At 34.4% G+C, this 19,690-nt stretch carries 13 protein-coding genes; 4 read left to right on the top strand and 9 right to left on the bottom strand.

All coding sequences use genetic code 11. The features are described from left to right. Nucleotides 1–31: 31 nt before the first annotated feature. From hutU to hutC, 3 genes are all read right to left on the bottom strand, one after another. A complete protein-coding gene (gene hutU, locus C9E89_RS17375; protein WP_107009597.1) occupies nt 32–1,708 on the bottom strand; it encodes a urocanate hydratase in 1,677 nt (558 codons plus the stop codon). Between the two features lie 355 nt (nt 1,709–2,063). Then, on the bottom strand, nt 2,064–2,648 hold the full coding sequence (locus C9E89_RS17370) for a HutD/Ves family protein (protein ID WP_107009596.1): 585 nt from the start codon (nt 2,646–2,648) through the stop codon (nt 2,064–2,066). Continuing rightward, nucleotides 2,645–3,400 carry a histidine utilization repressor gene (gene hutC, locus C9E89_RS17365; RefSeq protein WP_107009595.1) on the bottom strand — a complete coding sequence of 252 codons (756 nt, stop codon included), beginning with the start codon at nt 3,398–3,400 and terminating at the stop codon, nt 2,645–2,647. The genes C9E89_RS17370 and hutC overlap by 4 nt, the downstream gene beginning before the upstream one ends. 500 nt (nt 3,401–3,900) lie before the next feature. On the opposite strand from hutC, the gene C9E89_RS17360 reads away from it, so the two are divergent. The 3 genes from C9E89_RS17360 (at nt 3,901) to C9E89_RS17350 (ending at nt 9,806) form a co-directional block, all read left to right on the top strand. Beyond that, nucleotides 3,901–7,011, top strand: coding sequence for a RecQ family ATP-dependent DNA helicase (locus C9E89_RS17360; RefSeq protein ID WP_107009594.1), 3,111 nt, complete (start codon nt 3,901–3,903; stop codon nt 7,009–7,011). Between the two features lie 9 nt (nt 7,012–7,020). Next, entirely contained in the window at nt 7,021–8,901 is a 1,881-nt protein-coding gene (locus tag C9E89_RS17355) for a UvrD-helicase domain-containing protein (RefSeq protein WP_107009593.1), read from the top strand. Between the two features lie 215 nt (nt 8,902–9,116). Further along, nucleotides 9,117–9,806, top strand: coding sequence for a DUF1826 domain-containing protein (locus C9E89_RS17350; protein WP_107009592.1), 690 nt, complete (start codon nt 9,117–9,119; stop codon nt 9,804–9,806). A 273-nt stretch (nt 9,807–10,079) separates the two neighbouring features. Here C9E89_RS17350 and C9E89_RS17345 read toward each other — a convergent pair whose 3' ends face one another. The 6 genes from C9E89_RS17345 to C9E89_RS17320 all read right to left on the bottom strand — a co-directional run bounded on the left by C9E89_RS17345 (nt 10,080) and on the right by C9E89_RS17320 (nt 18,159). Further along, nucleotides 10,080–11,399 (bottom strand): DcaP family trimeric outer membrane transporter, encoded by a 1,320-nt coding sequence (locus tag C9E89_RS17345; RefSeq protein ID WP_107009591.1) that lies wholly within the window; start codon nt 11,397–11,399, stop codon nt 10,080–10,082. Between the two features lie 147 nt (nt 11,400–11,546). Further along, complete coding sequence (gene aliA / locus C9E89_RS17340) at nt 11,547–13,196, bottom strand: cyclohexanecarboxylate-CoA ligase (protein WP_107009590.1); 1,650 nt, start codon at nt 13,194–13,196, stop codon at nt 11,547–11,549. A gap of 148 nt (nt 13,197–13,344) precedes the next feature. Further along, nucleotides 13,345–14,502 carry a cyclohexanecarboxyl-CoA dehydrogenase gene (gene aliB, locus C9E89_RS17335; RefSeq protein WP_107009589.1) on the bottom strand — a complete coding sequence of 386 codons (1,158 nt, stop codon included), beginning with the start codon at nt 14,500–14,502 and terminating at the stop codon, nt 13,345–13,347. A gap of 11 nt (nt 14,503–14,513) precedes the next feature. Then, on the bottom strand, nt 14,514–15,296 hold the full coding sequence (badI, locus tag C9E89_RS17330; RefSeq protein WP_107009588.1) for a 2-ketocyclohexanecarboxyl-CoA hydrolase: 783 nt from the start codon (nt 15,294–15,296) through the stop codon (nt 14,514–14,516). A 111-nt stretch (nt 15,297–15,407) separates the two neighbouring features. After that, complete coding sequence (gene badH, locus C9E89_RS17325; protein WP_107009587.1) at nt 15,408–16,175, bottom strand: 2-hydroxycyclohexanecarboxyl-CoA dehydrogenase; 768 nt, start codon at nt 16,173–16,175, stop codon at nt 15,408–15,410. 817 nt (nt 16,176–16,992) lie between these two features. Next, nucleotides 16,993–18,159 carry an acyl-CoA dehydrogenase family protein gene (locus C9E89_RS17320; protein WP_107009586.1) on the bottom strand — a complete coding sequence of 389 codons (1,167 nt, stop codon included), beginning with the start codon at nt 18,157–18,159 and terminating at the stop codon, nt 16,993–16,995. A 480-nt stretch (nt 18,160–18,639) separates the two neighbouring features. Between C9E89_RS17320 and C9E89_RS17315 the strand changes: the two genes are divergently transcribed. Next, nucleotides 18,640–19,494, top strand: coding sequence for an IclR family transcriptional regulator (locus tag C9E89_RS17315; RefSeq protein WP_107009585.1), 855 nt, complete (start codon nt 18,640–18,642; stop codon nt 19,492–19,494). Nucleotides 19,495–19,690: the final 196 nt, after the last annotated feature.

Raw genomic sequence — 19,690 nt, 5'->3', positions numbered from 1 at the left:
TAGCAACCTAAAATTTCATCTAAAAATAGGATTAACCTGTAATCATTGGCAGATTCAGCCCTTGTTCTTTCGCACAATCAATGGCAATTTGATAACCTGCATCAGCATGACGCATAACACCTGTAGCAGGGTCATTCGTTAGTACACGTGCAATACGTGCCGCTGCTTCATCAGTACCATCACATACAATTACAACACCAGAATGCTGAGAGAAGCCCATGCCTACACCGCCACCATGATGTAAAGATACCCAAGTCGCACCACCAGCAGTATTGAGTAATGCATTGAGTAACGGCCAATCTGAAACAGCATCTGAACCATCTTGCATAGATTCAGTTTCACGGTTTGGACTAGAAACAGAACCAGAGTCTAAATGATCACGACCAATTACGATTGGTGCAGATAATTCACCACTACGAACCATTTCGTTAAATGCTAAACCAAGTTTTGCACGAAGCCCTAGACCTACCCAACAAATACGTGCAGGTAAACCTTGGAAACTAATACGTTCACGAGCCATATCTAACCAGTGATGTAAATGAGCATCATCAGGAATAAGTTCTTTTACTTTTGCATCAGTTTTATAGATATCTTCTGGATCACCAGAAAGTGCAGCCCAACGGAATGGACCAATACCACGGCAGAACAATGGACGAATATAAGCTGGAACGAAACCTGGGAAATCAAAGGCATTTTCTATACCTTCTTCCTGAGCCATCTGACGAATGTTATTACCATAGTCAAATGTTGGAATACCTTGCGCTTGGAAATCAAGCATCGCTTGAACATGCTTTGCCATAGACTGTTTTGCGGCTTTTACAACAACTTGAGGCTCAGTTTTAGCACGTTCTTTATATTCTTCCCAAGTCCAGCCAATAGGTAAATAACCATTTAATGGATCGTGAGCGCTTGTTTGGTCAGTCACCATATCTGGACGTACACCACGACGTACAAGCTCAGGTAAAATTTCAGCAGCATTGCCATGCAGTGCAATCGAAATTGCTTTACCTTCAGCTGTATATTTTGCGATACGCGCTAAAGCATCATCTAAATCATCAGCTTGTTCATCGACATAGCGAGTACGTAAACGGAAATCGATACTTGCTTGTTGGCATTCAATGTTTAATGAACATGCACCTGCAAGCGTTGCAGCCAATGGCTGAGCTCCCCCCATGCCCCCTAAACCAGCAGTCAGTACCCAACGACCCGTCAAGTCACCATTATAATGTTGACGACCTGCTTCAACAAAGGTCTCAAATGTACCTTGAACGATTCCTTGGCTACCAATATAAATCCAAGAACCTGCTGTCATTTGACCATACATTGCCAAACCTTTGGCATCAAGTTCATTGAAATGTTCCCAAGTTGCCCAATGTGGTACTAAATTTGAATTTGCGATTAAAACACGAGGAGCATCTTTATGTGTTTTGAAAACACCAACTGGCTTACCAGATTGAACCAATAAAGTTTCATCATCCTCAAGATTTTTTAGTGTTGCAACGATTTTATCAAAACATTCCCAATCACGTGCTGCACGACCAATACCACCATATACCACCAATTCTTTTGGATTTTCTGCAACATCTGGATCGAGGTTGTTCATAAGCATACGTAAAGGTGCTTCTGTTAACCAACTTTTCGCATTTAACGTTGTTCCTCTTGGCGCACGAATTTCGATGTCACGGTAACGTGGATTATTTGTCGTCATGATTAGACTCCTTTCCTTTCAAAAATCTTTTCATAGCAAAAGCACTATGAAAATCTATATGTATTAACTTGTATATACATATATATACTACATAAAAATTTACTTTTAAATACTTTATTTAATTTATTTTTTATCTTAATGATTTTTAAATAAAAAAAAGATGTACAACTTTCGTCATACATCTTTTGAAAAACAGTAAAATTTAGATTTATGCTCAATTTTTACTGTATAAGTCAATGTAAAATAGATTTATCAATATAGACAATTAAAATATGATGCTACAATCAGTATGCTCTAAAGCTCCTAATTTGTATAAATATCATACATTATTTATAAAAAATTCTATGATCAGATATTATTTGCTAAATAGTTCAATCAAACAAAAATCAAAGCCACCTTCAGATTCAAAGTCCAACTGAGTTAAAATATTCATTTCATCTGCAAGATGTAAAGTTTCAAATGTATTCAAAACAAATTCTTGCTGCTTAACTTTAATTTTAAGTGTTTTTGAATGCGTAAATACAAACACTTGCTGCGCATTACTCAAAATAGAAAATAATGATGCCTGATTTACCCATTGCACACGTGCTGAAAACTTTTCAGGATCATAAATTAGATTAAAATCTCGAATTTCATTTTCTAATAATTCAGCATATACATCACATTCGCCATGAAAAGAAATAAATTCTTTTTTCAAGATATTAACAGGTCTATTGTGATCAATTTTTAAAGCTAAACCTGTACCTTCCAAAATACTAAGTACACGTTGTTTCTTGGGAAAATAAGAAAACGAACCTGCGGTTTTAACATCAGCAATTGAAATACGCCAATCAAAATCATCCAAAGCTTCACCATGACTACGAGCAATTTCTAAAGTTACACCTAGCCCGTTTTTCCACGGCATTTCTCTATACTGCTGTGCTGTTAATACCTGAATCATGGTGTAAATTTACCTTCTAAGTGATAACGACTTCCCGGATAAATCAAACGTGCGCTAGAAATCAAGTTTTTATTAGACCATGTTCTACGCTGAATAAATAAACAAGGTTCAGTTTTATTAATTTTAAGCCATTTACTTTCCTGAGTAGATGCTAAAACTGCTTTAACGATATGTTCACCTTCTGTAATTGGTGCATTTGCCATTAAATACGCATTTGGTGTGACCTGTGTAAAATCCTGCTTTAAATAGTCAGGAACTAAAAATGAATTAACTAAACGATCTTCAACTTGTACAGGAATATCATTTTCATAATGTACAAGAATTGAATGAAATAAAGGTTGTCCTTCTTGTACTTGCATTTGTAAACTTTGAATTGAATTTGCCTTAATATTTTCTAAAATTAAAACCTCTGCACGATGTATATGATTTCTTGCAGCAATTTCATCGGCAATATTATGAATTTGAAATAGTGAAGTTTGCCCTTGCTCTTCTGCAACAAAAGATCCAACCCCTTGAACACGAACCAATACACCCTCAGCAGTCAGTTCACGTAAAGCACGGTTAATCGTCATTCGACTACAGCCTAATTGTTTTACGAGTTCACTTTCTGAAGGAATTTTTTGATTTGCAATCCAAATACCTTTATTAATTTTAGTTGTAATAAGTTGTTTAACACGTAAATAAATAGGAAGTGGACTATTTTCCTCAATAAACAGTTCTAAATCCTGTGTAGTTTTTTTTTGCTCTGACATAACATGACTCAACTCAAATAATTTAAAAAGATTTTACTCTTTTGCTTAGTAAAGGTATATACATATAAATACAAGTTAGAATTAAAATATGATTTCCATGAAAATCATATTTGATTGTCCGTTCTAAAAAGGCAAGACCATCTCAAATTTATTCTATTTTTGTCTTTTTAATCAAATTATTAGCTATTTTATTTACTTGAAAAAAATCGCATCCTGAGTAATCATAAGAATAGTGATGAAACAAATCCCATCAAAATTAGAGCTTATCAATCAATCAAATTTTATATAGTAAAAAGAAAAGTATGATTTATGAAAATCTTCAATCAAATTACCATTAATCATAAGCTTTTGTTTTTTAAAAAATATGATCATATAAAAAATTTAAGTTTGAAATTACATGTAATATATCTATTTTTTATCCACTAAAGTATAGATAAATAGATAAAAAAACGGTGATATTTAAGTTATATTACAAGCAAAATAGGGTTGAGATTTTTTAAATGTTACCAATAATCAAGGAAATAGATTTACCTTATGCATCTGCTTATTTTAGTCAGCAGATCGTATGGTTTGATTTAGAAATCAACCCACATAACAACAAGCTATTAATAGGCGCTTTACTGTGTGTGATAGATCAACAACCTTATGCTGCGACCTTTAAAGAAAGTGACTTAGAAATAGTTATGCATATTTTATGTAATGCGACTTATGTTGCAGGGCATAATATTGTGCAATTTGATTTAAAATGGTGGATTGATCATACCATTCATGCTGATTCAGCAAAATTTTTATTAAAAAATAAAGCATTAGATACTCTAATTCTATCAAATTTAGTATTTCCTCAACATCCATCACATGCATTACTCAAAATCTATAAAGCACCTGATAGTGAAAATAATCCTATATATGATTGTTTAGAAACTTATCAACTTTATCAAAGAATTTGTACGTATTGGAAGCAAGAAATACATCCTCAAATATCAGCGTGGATCGAACAAAAGCAACCCGATTGTCAATATTTACCGCAAGCTTATACAGGCGAAAATTGTACAGCCTATGAACTTTTAGTTCCCCAAGGCGATATACAAACCTTAAAGGAATATATCGAAAATATTCCAACACATGACAAAAAAGCATGGATTGGTGCAATTACATTTGCACATTGGATACTGCATTTAGATCATCCGAGTTGTCGTCGCCCATCATGGCTCATGGATAAATCAGAATATGGTGAAAATTTTATTATTGCGGAGCAAATTTTCTGGGAAAATAAACAATTCCAATATATTGATTTTAATACAGAAAGTCAAAATATATTTGGTTATTCTTTACGTCCAGGGCAAGAGAAAATTATTAATACTTTGGCTAAAGGACTAGCAGTGCCACTGGGTTTATTACCAACAGGTGGCGGGAAAAGCTTGACCTTCCAATTGCCTGCTTTTGTATTGAGCCGTTATAGACGTGAATTAACTGTCATTATTTCCCCATTAAAAGCCTTAATGGAAGATCAAATTTTAGGTTTACAACAACTTGATCCATGGGGGAAACGCGCTGCTTGTTTAATTTCAGGACAAGGTCATGAAGAACAACAACGTATTTTAGAAGAAATTTGGTTGGGTAGTATTGATTTACTCTATATTAGCCCTGAACGATTACGTACACATAGTATTCAAGCTTTGCTACAACGTCGACGTCCTGCACTCTGGGTGGTAGATGAAGCACATACATTTAGCCAATGGGGAACAGACTTTCGCCCTGACTTTATGCGTATTGGGCAATCCATTGCTAAATGTTATCAAGGCGCTGAAATAGCGACTCAACCGCAATTAATGCTGGTCACAGCAACAGCGTCACAAAGAGCGATACAGGAAATTGAACGTGAAGTGGTCAAGCCTTTACAACATCTTTTACAAGTACCTCTTGAAACTGTCATGGTTGAACCTACTCAAAATGTATGGCGAGATGAAATTAAAGTCGATATCCGTTATTTAGAGCGAGAAGATCGCTTAGTTGAAATTTTAAAAATTTTAAAACAGATTTTTCCACAACGAAAAACAGAAGAAACAGTAGAATTGGTTGCAGATGATCAAACGCATCCTGTTGTACTTATTTATGTGCGTAATCGAGATAAAACAGAAGAGTTTGCCGAAGATTTAGCAAAACAAGGTTTTATTACTGCTGCTTATCATTCACGTTTAACAGCATTACAAAAGAAAGAAGTTTTAGAAAAATTTAAACAGCATCAACTCGATGTAGTCATCTGTACCAATGCTTTTGGGATGGGCATTGATCGCGCTAACATTCATACTGTCATTCACTATACACCTCCGAATAACCTAGAATCATATTTACAAGAAATAGGACGTACAGCCAGAAAGCAAGGGGAACAAGGTCAAGCCATTTTATTTTGGAATAATCAAGACTTAGAAAGCTTAGTACGTAAAAATATTGCAAGTGAATTAGGTGGACATAAAGTCTTAGCTGACTGTTGGCAAAAAGTTATTGCACCGACATTAAAGCGCCCACCTGAAGAACGCTGGTTTAGTTCAGAAGAACTGCAACCCTACTTATCTTTTGAAAATGAAGAACTCGTGACCCAAATTCGAGTCTTATTATTAGCATTAGAACGTTATCGTTTATTGGTTGAAAAAGATCAATTGCCTGCTTTGCTGAGCATGCAGTTATTGGATGCTCCTCGTACTTCAAGCACCCGAGCTGCTCAACTTTATCAACGTTTAGCACCTTTATTACAGCATCAACAAAACGTAAAATTATATTTACCTGAAGTATCTGTCGCTTTAGGAATGAGTGTACGCCAATTATTAAATGGTGTGCGTCAGTTGGTAAAATTAGGCTGTGCGCGTTGGTCTTGTGAGGTTAGAATTCGTTTTGCCTATCGTTTTGCTCATTTACAACAACGTAAAATTAAAGAGAAAGATTTAGCATTAACAGCAATTCAAGAATGTTGGCAAACTTACCCTCCTGAGGATTTAACACGCATTGATTTACGTCATTTAGATACATGGTTTACACAACGTGGATATCGTGTAAAAGCACGAGAAATTTTTTATTTGTTTAAAATCTTTAAATTAGTCAATTTAAAAGAAAATAAATATAGTTTACGCGTCGAATCACGTGATAAAGAACATACATGGAAAGATTGGCTTTCTGAAGCAAAACAAGGCTTAGCAGATCTCCATCATAGTTTAAACTTAATTGTAAATGAACTTCCTGATGATATTCAGACCAGTCATCAACTCAATGTTGATACATTTTTAGAAAGACATGATCTTGAAATCGATTTATTTTTAGAACATTTAGAAATGATGCAACGTTTTGGTTGGCTGAATGTCAGTCGTTTAGATGATGATACACAAAAAATATTTTTCATTGACTATCCCGCAGAAAATGCAGCACAGCGTTTACATTCTAAAGTTGCATATCAATATTTAGAAGAACATTACCAAGACCGCAATCGCCGTTTACATTTAATGAAAGCGTGGCTTTTAAGAGAACCACAACAACGCAAAAAAATGCTTAATGATTATTTTAATCTAGATTTAACGGATATGTGTAAACGTTACCTAGATGATCCTGAACAAGCAAAATAAGCCCATCTTGTGAATTATGAAGCATTAATTTTTCCAGATTTTTTAAATGAAGTACAACGTAATATTATTGCCGATGATACTCGCCGTGCGATGTTAGTTTTGGCAGGTCCAGGCTCAGGCAAAACAACCATTATTGTTCATCGTGTAGCGAACTTAGTTATGCTACGTAATATTGATCCAGAAAAAATCTTGATTTTAGCGTATAACAGTCAGGCAGTATTTGAAATCCGTCAGCGTTTAATGCATTTAATTGGTATGGAATATGCCTTAAATATCAATATTTTCACTTTCCATGCTTTAGCGCGTTATTTAACAAATATTCATGAAAATCAAGCACCTTATAATCAAGATATAAATTATAAATATCAATGGTTACTTGAACAAGCAGTACAGTATTTAGCAGATACACCACAATATTTTCAATATATTTTAGTTGATGAATTTCAAGATATTGATGATGTCCAATATCAATTAATTTCACACTTGGCAGGTATGCAAGCAGAACCTGATGAGCAAGGAGAAATTAATCAACAAGGTTTCTTAGTGGCTGTAGGTGATGATGACCAAAACTTGTATGGCTTTAGAGGCGCAAATATTAAATATATTCAGAACTTTAAAGAAGACTTTAAAATTGACGAAGAAAATATTTTTTATTTATTAGACAATTATCGTAGTCCAAGCGATGTCATCGAACTTGCTAACCAATATATTCAAAATTGTTTACCTGCAGAACAACGGTTAAAAGGTTTAGCTCATGCAATACGCCCAAATAATCCTGCTAAAAATAATATTCGCTTTGGACAATACCAACAAAAACATGGTTTAGATGCAATTGGCTGGTTAATATCGGATTTAAAAAATCGAAAAAATCAAAATCAATGGTCAGATTTTGCGATTTTAGCACGTCAGTGGAATGAATTATTAGTCATACAACATGCTTTAACAGAAGCAGGTATTCGTTTTCAAATCTTAAATAAAAGCGATAATTTAGACTTATCAGACAGTTTTTTAGCTAAGCATTTATTTGCAGATTTAGCACAACGCCCTGCATTAGATATTATAGAGGGAGATGCGAGCCAATATTTAGATGAATGGTTAGAAAGTCGTGGATGGAATAAACAAGATTTAAGCTGGGGGATACTTAAACAACGTGTACAAGGCTATCAAAATTTAAGTTGCCAACAATTGTTAGAAACTTTGCAAACTGCTCCTGAACAAAACCGTACGGATCGACTGATTTTAAGTACTTATCATTCTGCAAAGGGTTGCGAATATGAGCATGTTTATATTTACGATCAATGGAAAAAAACACGAGATAGCGATAATGAAAGTCAAATTCGTTCCATGTATGTTGCTTTAACACGAGCTAAAAAAAGTTTAACCATTATTCAGCCTCAAGATCAACGTTGGCTTTTACAATATGATATACAGCTTGCTCAGTATTTAAAGGCTGTTGAAAAATTAATATTTGAACCTGCACCACAAATTAATGAAATCACCTACTTTGAGCAATTTAGTTTGGCTGATATTTATTTATCTCATCCAGAAATTGTGCAAGAAAAAGGACGCCAACGTTTATTAGATATGGCACAAAATTCATTATTTGATGTGCGTAAACAGGTCATTATAAAACCTAAAAATAAAAATGGTCGCTTTGATCGCTTAGAAATATATAATCATGATGGTGTAATTGGCGCTTTTTCTGCCATTACCTCACAGCGTTTATTCCGCATAAATTCACAAATTCGTGAAGTAAAATGTGTGGGTATGCAAATGATCAGTTATTATCAAGCAGATAAAAAATTTTACCATTTAGCAAATTATCAAGGTAAAGAAGAGAGTCATTATGTATTTATTCCTACTTTAAAGATTCGACGTGTTTTAACTTAAATGTGAATTTATAACGTTTTAAATTGAGTTTAATCGTGTTTTTTGAATTTTAGTTATTTCCCATATTGCTTAGGCTATTTTTCAACCAAAAAGAATAGCCTTAAAAAGGTATTAAATCAGTTATAAAATGAGTGAATTGATTAAATTAAAGTTAATCGTTATATTTCACCCTATTATGTCTATAGACATTCAATTGCATTCTCATCTGGAAAAATATGTTTTCTGAAAATACTCAAATTAGCGTTGTTTCTAGTTTTACTGAACTGGTTGATTCAAGTTTTGCAGGAAATATCAATGCCATGTGTTGGTCTAGAAATTTAATGGGTGATTTTCAGGAAATTGTCACTAAACTTAAATTAAAAGAGAATATTACAGAAATTTCTACCCATGATCTTTTAGCACTTCAACTTTCAGAAAATGGAAAATTAGCAAGGCAAATTATTTTAGAAGATATACAACAACTTACTGATTTTGGTGCTTCCCCTTCTCTTAATTTACTCAAAAATTATGAGCGAGATGAAGAACTCGATTTCATCGCCACTGATGTATATTCTTATCATGTTGATCGCTCACCTGTAGCCACAGACACTTTTTTATGTACCTATTTTGGTCCTGCAAGTGATATTTTACCTAATCATCAAGTTAAACAAAAAATTTATATTCCTGAAATACGAACAAAACTTAAAGCTTTGTATGATGGAGCTGAAAATGGTTTTGAAAACTTTTTAGAAGAATATTTTTTTGATTTACATTATGAAGCTCAAGCTGATGCTCTGCCGATTAATTTAGGTACAGGTCATTTATGGAAACTCGCTGTGGATCATCCCACACAGCAAGTATTACCCTGTGTACATAGAGCACCTGTTGAAAATGAAGGTGAATATAGACTGCTGTTGATTTGTTAATACAATGTCAGTCGATCAAAATATTCATTTTATTAACAATTGAACCATTAAATTTTGATTAGATTTTTCAGTGAACCCTTCATAATATCCATTGGATAATTAAACACAAAAGACTGGTGGTGCTTCAAATAACATTTGAATTGCATTTTATGCAAAAAATTAAGTCAAAGATCATAAGGTATTGAAAATATATAAAATATTACTTTATTTATTTTCAACTCTCCCATAAACTAGTTGAGTCAACATGTGATTTAACACACCACCAAAATCACTTTAAAAATCATAAATTGCGGTGAAATTTACACGATTATCAAGCCCTTTTTTATGGTTAAAAGTTTCACGCTCACCGTACATGTATTCTAAACCAAAATTAATAGGCTTCACTGGATTATAAAATACATTGATCCAACCTTGTTTCAGTGCCTTATTCTGCGTTTCATCACCATAAACTAAGTTTGCAAATGTATTATCATCATCTGCACGCATATAACCAAAGCCTAAAGTTGAACGTAATTTGGGTGTAATTTTATGACTAATCCCTAAGGTTAAAGCATCAAATTCATTTGCTTGCATGTGACCATGATCATCAAATACATATGCCATATTAGACCATAGCAAATTTTTGGTATCCCCTTTAATGTGATTATAATCCATGCGGAGCAACGTGTTTTCTGTAATTTGATATTTTCCTCCTAATGCTGCTCCCCATGCTAAAAAAGTATCATTAGCTTCATGATTAGTACGTTTTTCTGTCAAAAATACACGCCCTGAAAGTATTGATTTATCATCAAATTTATAATTGATACGACCTGTTATAGAAGGTAATTTTAGTTTTGCATCAGCATCGGTCGTAAAGTTCTGCGTTCCTGTACGAGTTACAGTTTCTGCTTTTGAATCTTCCAGACTCAAGGCAAAATTAAGTTTTGGATCTACAGCTATAGAGTACTTAATTTGAGGAACGCGCGTTAAAGAACCACCCACAGCTAAAGAAGCATCAACAGTTTCGGGAAAATATTCAACAGCGTTAAAGTTAGACCAAGTTTGCCCCAACAACCATTGGTCATAAGTGATATAAGCATGGCGAATACGGAAAGTGTCGCGTCCAGATCCTCCAAAAAAATCCATTTCTACTTTACCACCGATTTTATGATCTCCTTGTACTGGCGTGTTAAAGTTAAAACCAAAACGTGTTGCATTTAATGTGCTTTGGAATTTATTTGAATTTTTATGTTCAGCTTCCGTGCCTTTCAAAGGAACAGCACTAATCAGGTTATACATCGTACTTGGACCTTTACGCTGATAGCTCATGTCTCCACGAATGTTGCCATATAACTCAAATGAAGCATCACCTTTAGTCGTATGTTTTATTACTGGAGTATTTTCAATTGAATGTTCTTGGATCTTGGGTATTTCAGCTACAATTTGATCATTTACAGCTTTTTGCTGTTGCATCAATATTTGTAATTCTTGAATTTGCTGCTGCAATTGAGCAACTTGTTGTTCCAAAGTCATTTCAGCATAGCTAAATGTTGTACACATAAAGAGCGTTAAACTCACAGTACTTTTCACGAAAAAACCAAAATGCTTTTCCATTATTTAATTCCTTTTATTCAATATTTTTAGTTTTTCAATCCATTTCATTTTTTTCAGCACGAACAAACCCCATTTGATCAATACTTAAATATTGATCAAATCACTTGAGGTGAGTGTGTTGCTGTTAAATTTTAGACCAAATCCGTTTTAGGTCTGGTCAGCATGCTGTAATAATTCACGCAGTTTAAATTTTTGAATTTTACCTGAAGGTGTCATTGGAATATCATTCCATATTTCTAAACGCTCAGGAAGGTATTGATTTGCAAGATTATGCTGTTTTAAAAAGTCGACCAAATCTTTCAATGCAATATGCTCTGTATTTTCTTTTAGCTTGACAATAGCACATGCTTTCTCACCCATTCTTTCATCTGGATAAGGCACTAAAGCCACTGTCGCTATATCTGGATGCAAATAAATCAGTGATTCAACTTCAGCAACAGGTATATTTTCACCACCACGAATAATCACATCTTTTTTTCGACCTGCAATACGGATATAGCCTCTCTCGTCTTGATAAGCAATATCACCTGTATCAAACCAATCATCTTCATCTGTTTCATTGAGATGAGCGCGTTTAAGATATCCTCCAAAGTTTGAACAACTGCGAATCATCAACGTACCTGATTGATTTGCTGCTAATAGATGTCCCTGATCATCGACAATTTTAACTTCTACACCAGACAACGGTAATCCGTCAGTGTTAAATGAACGTTCATCATCATCTTCAGGGCGTGTCATCGTCACTGCACCGCACTCTGTCATTCCCCAAGCAGAAATGACTTTGACTCCCATATTTTGACGCGCTTTTTGAACCAATGTACTAGGAATTGGAGCGCCTGCACAAAGGAAAAGTTTTAAACTATCCAAAGATTGATGTGTATCTAATACCGCTTCTGATAGATCATTTAAAAATGGCGTTGAAGCCATCGTAAAGCTCACTTGGTACTTTTGAATTAAATGAATCGCAGTATTTACATCCCATACATCTTGTAATACAGCTTTTGCCTGCAATAAAATAGGCATAATTAGACCATACATAAAACCAGTCTGATGAGCCATAGGTGATCCCATTAAAATGACATCATCCTTATTTAAATTCAGGCGTTTAGCATAAGGCACAATATTAGAAAATAAAGTATTTGCAGTATGCATCACCCCTTTTGGTTCACCTGTAGTTCCTGAAGTAAATATCAGTTGAGCAACATCATCCGCTGTGATTTTTACATCATTCAGTGTTTCTAACATCTGAGGATCATGATCTAGACCATGATTTAATAAGCATGTCTCAAAATTATTTTCACCTTCGCCACCAATGACAATAACATGTTCAAGACTTTTGATATTTTCCTGTAATTGATAGGCTAAATTTTCATGATTAAACTTACGGAAAGTTTTTGGCACAATGAACACTTTACTTTCTGTATGTTTCAACATAAATGAAAGTTCACGTTCTCTAAAAATTGGCATTAAAGGATTTAAAACAGCGCCAATACGTCGACAAGCGATATAAAGTAAAGTAAATTCCCACCAATTGGGTAACTGACAGGAAACAATATCTTGTTTTTGAACACCTAAGTTTTTCAAACCTAAAGCAATTTTCTGAGCTGTATGCAAAATTTCACGATAAGTAAAACTTTTTTCAGATTGCTCTTCAGTTTTGTAACTCACCAAAGCTACTTTATCGGGATTTTGATGTACTGCTTGGTTTAATGACTCTAATATGGTTGTATTTAACCAATATCCTTGCTGTAACATTTTTTCCTTACGTGGTGGTAAAAGAACCGCATCGAAATCCATTTCATAACTCCAATTTATAATTATGTAGTTGTCTTATATTGCATGGTGATACTTGATACATTGCATGAGCTTTCACGCTTATTTCTCTTTATTTTCTCCAAAAATTTGGAACATTTAAAAAGAAAAATAAAAGCAATACATATTTTTATTAAGCTGGAACAGCCTGACGACCTGCTTTATGTCTTGCAATAATCGTCTTCATAATCTGTGCTGTACCATCGCCGATTTGAAAACCTAAAACATCTCGCATACGCTGTTCCATCACTCCACGGTCATATCCTGCATGCCCAAGTGTAAGTAAACATTGATGAACGACATCATAAGCTAATTTTGGTCCCCACCATTTACACATCCCTGCTTCGGCAGTATGAGGTAAGTGGTTGTCTTTTAACCATAATGTCTGTAAACAGAGCAATCGTGCTGCTTCAACTTGCGTTTCATAATCTGCCAACGGATGTGAAACCCCTTGAAATGCAGTTAATGGTTTACCAAACGCTTCTCGTTGCGCTGCATATTCCCATGCCTCATCTAAAGAAACACGTGCGACAGCTAACACTTGCAGACCAATTAATGCCCGTGAAAAATCAAATCCCTGCATCACTTGAACAAAACCTTTATTTTCATCTCCTAAACGGTGACTAACAGGTACCCTAACATTGTCAAAAAATATAGATCCACGTCCAATCGCACGCTGCCCATGACAGTCAAAACGTGTTGTGCTTATACCTGGCAAATTCATTGGTACAAATACAGCAGTCACCCCATGTGCGCCAGATTCAACTGTGCCAGTACGACCAAAAATAACTGAAGCATCAGCTTGATCTGCGGCTGAGATTGAAGTTTTTTCACCATTTAATATGTAGTCATCACCATCTCTCTCGATTTTTAAACGCAAACTTCCTGCATCTGAGCCACCACGTGGTTCAGTTAAACCTATAGAAAAGATTGCCTCACCTGCAGTAAGCTTTTTCAGCCAAGGTTCAACAATTTCAGGTTGCCCATGTTCAGCTAAAATTTGCCCATTTAATGAAGCTAATAAATTAATATATGAAAAACTCAAATCTGCCTTTGCAATCGCTTCATGAATCACCCCTGCCGCTAATCGTCCCATACCTTGACCGCCATATTGCTCAGGTAACTCAGGTGCAATAAAACCCATTTCTCCCATTTTTTTAACCAAGGCACGGTCAAAAATACGACTTTGGTCACGTTCTAAAAAACCTGGAGCGATATATTTTTTTGCAAATTTATCTACAGTTTCTGCCAAAAACTCTAAATCTTCAGTGATATAAGGATTTTTATTCATCATTTTTTTCCTTACTTAAAAAATTTACGAAATTCTGGCTTACGTTTTTCCTTTAGCGCATTCACACCTTCACGTGACTCTTCTGTATCGTAATATAGCTTTAATGCGTACATACCCATGCCTGCAATGCCTGCCTGATGCGCGGTATCCATATTGAAACTACGTTTTGCAATTGCTAAAGCAGTTGGGCTACGCTCACAAAGTTCTTCACCCCATGCCTGTACTTCTGCATCTAACTGATCTGAAGGCACACACTTATTTGCTAAGCCTATTTCAACAGCTTCTTGTCCTTTATAACGACGGCACATATACCATATTTCACGAGCTTTTTTCTCTCCAACAACGCGGGCAAGAAAAGCTGTACCGTAACCTGGATCAACTGATCCCATTTTAGGACCTACCTGTCCAAAAATTGCATTTTCAGAACAAATGGTTAAATCACAAATAGTTGCCAATACGTTACCACCACCAATTGCATATCCTTGTACTCGAGCAATCACAGGTTTTGGCACATCACGAATCGCGTTATGTAACTCTTCCATCGGTAGACCAATTGTGCCACGTCCATCATAATTACCATCATGTGCAGACTGATCACCACCAGTACAAAAGGCTTTCTCACCCGCACCTGCAAGTACAATGGCACCGATCTGACGGTCATAACCTGCTTTATTTAATGCACGAATAATTTCATCACAGGTTTGACCACGAAATGCATTCATTTTTTCTGGGCGATTAATAATAATCCACGCTACACCGTTACGTACTTCATATAAAATATCTTCGAAATTCATGATTTTTTCCTTTCCTTGAAACTGCTTTTAACTTTATTTATTAGATTGTATTGTGGGCTTGAGTGGTGAATATTCTATTGCTCAAGACCCATATTTTACTGTATTTATCATTTAACCATTCATGGTTAAACCACCTGAAACACTTAATACTTGTCCCGTAATAAAGCTTGCATCATCACTTAAGAAAAAGGCGATAGATGAAGCAAGATCATCTGGTTGCCCCAAACGCCCTAAAGGAATGGCACGAGTAAAAGCTTCACGAAGTTTTTCAGGATTTGCTGCACCTTGCGTTACACCTGCCAATAAAGCTGTATCTGTTGGTCCAGGGCAAATGACATTGACTGTAATATTATTACGAGAATGTTCACGAGCTAAAGTTTTGGAAAAAGAAAGTAATCCACCTTTACATGCAGAATAAACAGCTTCACCAGAAGAACCTACACGTGCCGCATCCGAAGCAATATTGACAATAGCGCCCTTATTTCGTTCTACCATGCCTTTGAGTACGGCATGGTGCATATTCAACATACCAACCAAATTAATTTGGATCAGTTTTTCCCATTCATCTGGTGTAGATTGAATGAATGGTTTAAAAATATCCCAACCTGCATTATTGACTAAACCATCAATTTTACCCAGTTTAGCTTCTGTGGTCTCAACCGCCTGATCTACAACTTCTTTATTGGTGATATCGCATTCAATTGCCAGCGCAATACCGCCTGCGGATTTAATTTCATCTACGATCTGCTGTGCAGCATCTAAATTCATATCAAAGACTGCAACTTTGGCACCTTCTTTAGCCAAACGTTTACAAGTCGCTCCACCAATACCACCAGCACCACCAGTCACAATAATGACCTTATCTTTGAGTCCATTCATCTTGCTATCCTTCTTTGTTTTCTTCGAAATATTTCTATGTTGTATCTAATTTCAAAATAGACAAAAAGAAAAATAATTTCAATTATCAATTATATAATTTCGTCATACGAAATTTATTAAAAAACCAAAAAATCAATATAAGATATTGTTATAAATAACATTTATTAAAATAAATTCAGTATTTTTGAAATATTTTATTACATATTGAATAAATTAAAATAATTAAAATTTTTATTTTTTAACTTTTAAAACAAATTTTAAATATTATTCAGTAAAAATCGTCAATATTTGACTATATTTCATAATACAAAATATAGTTTCTATGGTGATGAATAAACATCGTAAGTCTAATAGCAGCAATAAAAACTATCCCAATACATCGACTTTAAATGTTCAATAAGAGCAAAAATACGTGATACATTTTACTTTTAACTGAAGCCATTAATAAGCGTTAGAAAAGTAAAAAACGAGAAAAGGCTTTGTTTAACAAAGATAAAAGTCTTTGAGCTTCTGCTTTTTGTTAAAAAAGCAAAGTAGCAATCTGATTATTGGTAAGGAAAGATCTTATTTTTGTGTATTTTTATTTTTCTATCATTAAGTATTACTATTGAATATCATTGGTAAAATTTTTATAAAAATCAAAAATATAATTAAAATCTAAGCAAAAAATCATATAAAATTATTTTAAGTGATATATTGGTAGGCACGTTGAGTTCTTCAGTCTTGTGTCGTGATTAAATTGTGACTCAAGTGCCTATCTCTTAAAAAATTTTATGCTTAAAAATTCTTAGCATGAATTTTCATTTTAAACAAAAAACTATTTTAAAACGCCATCTGTAGCAGTCCTTATCATGTCACGTGCAATAATAATCTGTTGGATCTGCGTTGTTCCTTCATACAGGCGAAATAATCGTACATCACGGTAAAAGCGCTCTATAGCATATTCACTAATATAACCCGCCCCACCATGTATTTGTAGGCAGCGATCTGCGACCCGACCACACATTTCAGTCGCAAACATTTTTGCACAAGAAGCTTCTGTACTAATATTTTCACCTAAATCACGACGACGTGCCGCATCAATGACCATGCATTTCGCTGCGTAAATTTCCGCTTTTGAATCAGCAAGCATGCCTTGTATCAGTTGAAAATTAGCAATAGGTTGACCAAACTGTTTACGTTCAATCGCATAATTTAAAGCATCATTTAACATACGCTCCGCCATACCAGCACTATAAGCTGCAATATGTAAGCGCCCTTTATCCAGTACTTTCATTGCAGTTTTAAAGCCAACACCCTCTACGCCACCAATCAATTGATCTTGATGTATACGACAATCTTCAAAAATAACATCACAGGTATATGAGCCTTTTTGTCCCATTTTTTTATCTATTTTTCCAAGTGATAACCCTGATGTACCCGCCTCAACTAAAAAAGCAGATATTCCACCTGAGCCTTTAATATCAGGATTGGTTCTTGCCATGACTGTAAAAGTTTGCGCACGTGGAGCATTGGTAATAAAACGTTTCGTTCCATTCAAAATATAATAGTCACCCTCCTTAACAGCAGAAGTTTTTAATGAAGCTGCATCAGAACCTGAATCTGGTTCGGTTAAACAGAATGAACCAATAATTTCACCATTTGCATAACGAGGTAAATATTTTTGTTTTTGCTCTTCTGTTCCATCAATTAAAATACCACTTGAGCCAATACCATTATTTGTCCCAATTAAAGAACGAAATGCAGCAGACGTTTGACCTAACTCAAAAGCGACCAATACTTCTTCTTCCATCGTAATACCTAAACCGCCATATTGTTCTGGGATGGTCAGTCCAAATAATCCCATATCACGCATTTTCTGTACAATATGATCTGGAATAGCATCTGTTTCATCGACTTCATGTTCAAATGGCTTTAATTCATTGTCTACAAAATCTCGTATTGTTGCTAACAGTTGGTCCATCATTTTTTCATCACGAATCATTTTTATTTCCTACTCCATGTAGAATTAATAGTTTTAGATTATATGCAATAATTAAAAATTATTTCGCTATACAAAATACAATATCAATTTAATATTATTTTGACAATAAACATTCTTATTTTTTTATAAAAAACAACTTTTAAGTTACACTTTCATCCTAATATACAGATAAATTGAAAGTTTTAGATCCTATTAAGGCAAAATTAAGATAAAAATTAAATTTCTCTATACGAAATTTTTACAATAACCAGAGTGTTTTTGATGGATTGATTTTTTAACATTAAATATGACTCAATATTGTTCATAAAAAATTCCCAATCAGATAAAAAATCCTTCATTTTATGTATGAACAATACCACTTGATTTGCCCTATGCTCATGGCACTATAAATATACATCCACATAAATTATGATAAAAGTTTTGCAGAGCGAAATTTATTGCTATGATAGTGATCAATGATTCTTTAAATATTGGAATATTATGTATCCTGAAGATGACACAGCACCCGAGCTGATAGAAAAAAAAATAAACTTTGATGAAATTCGTTTAGATCCTATTTCGCATATTCATCGTGAAAATAATCCACAATTTATTGCATCACTGGCACGTGGCTTAGAAATTTTACGCTGCTTTACGCCATCTTCGCAGGTATTAGGAAATCAGGAGCTGTCACAACTTACAGGTTTACCAAAACCAACAATTGCACGCATTACCAGTACTTTGGTATCTTTGGGGTATTTAAAGCAATTACCAAATTCTACAAAATACACACTTGATACTGGTGTATTAGCCTTAGGTTATGCGTCTTTATCGAATATTTCAGCACGTATTCATGCACGTCCTTATATGGAAGAAATGGCAAAATATGCTCAAGCACCTGTTGCAATGGCAACACGTGATCGTTTGACTATGCTTTATCTTGATGTTGTACAAGCAGAATCAAATTTGACCATGCGCCGTCCAATTGGATCGACTATTCCATTGCATAATACAGCAATGGGACGTGCTTGTTTGGCAGCTATGACTGAAAATGAACGTGGTTTTATTTTAGAAGCCTTGGCAAAACGTCATAAAGAAGATTGGGCTAAAGTAAAACGAGCTTTGGAACGTTCTTTTTATGACTATCAAAATTATGGTTATTGTCTCTCTTTAAGTGAGTGGCATAAAGAAGTTAACTCCGTTGCAGTACCAATGATTCATCCGATTCATGGTTTATTGGTCTTTAATTGTGGCGCACCAAGCTATTTAGTGGATCAGGAAAAATTAGAAAATGAAATTGGTCCACGCTTAATTTATATGGTGCAAAATATTCAAGAAGCCTTGAATGCCATGTAAGTTTTTACATCATTTTTCTATTTATGATTTTAAGTTACTATTTTTTATCACCAAAGCAGAAAAGTTGGCTGCTTTGGTGATATTAAGGTACAAATATATATTTAAAAAAATACAATCAAAACTTTAATCTTATCAAGATTAAAACCTCAACAATAAATTGAATAATTAAGAAATTTATCCATAGAAAGAGGTGGTT

Source organism: Acinetobacter sichuanensis (genome assembly GCF_003024515.2).
Lineage (GTDB): Bacteria > Pseudomonadota > Gammaproteobacteria > Pseudomonadales > Moraxellaceae > Acinetobacter > Acinetobacter sichuanensis.
Note: the sequence above shows the minus strand (reverse complement) of the source record. Positions and strands in the feature narration are given on the sequence as shown.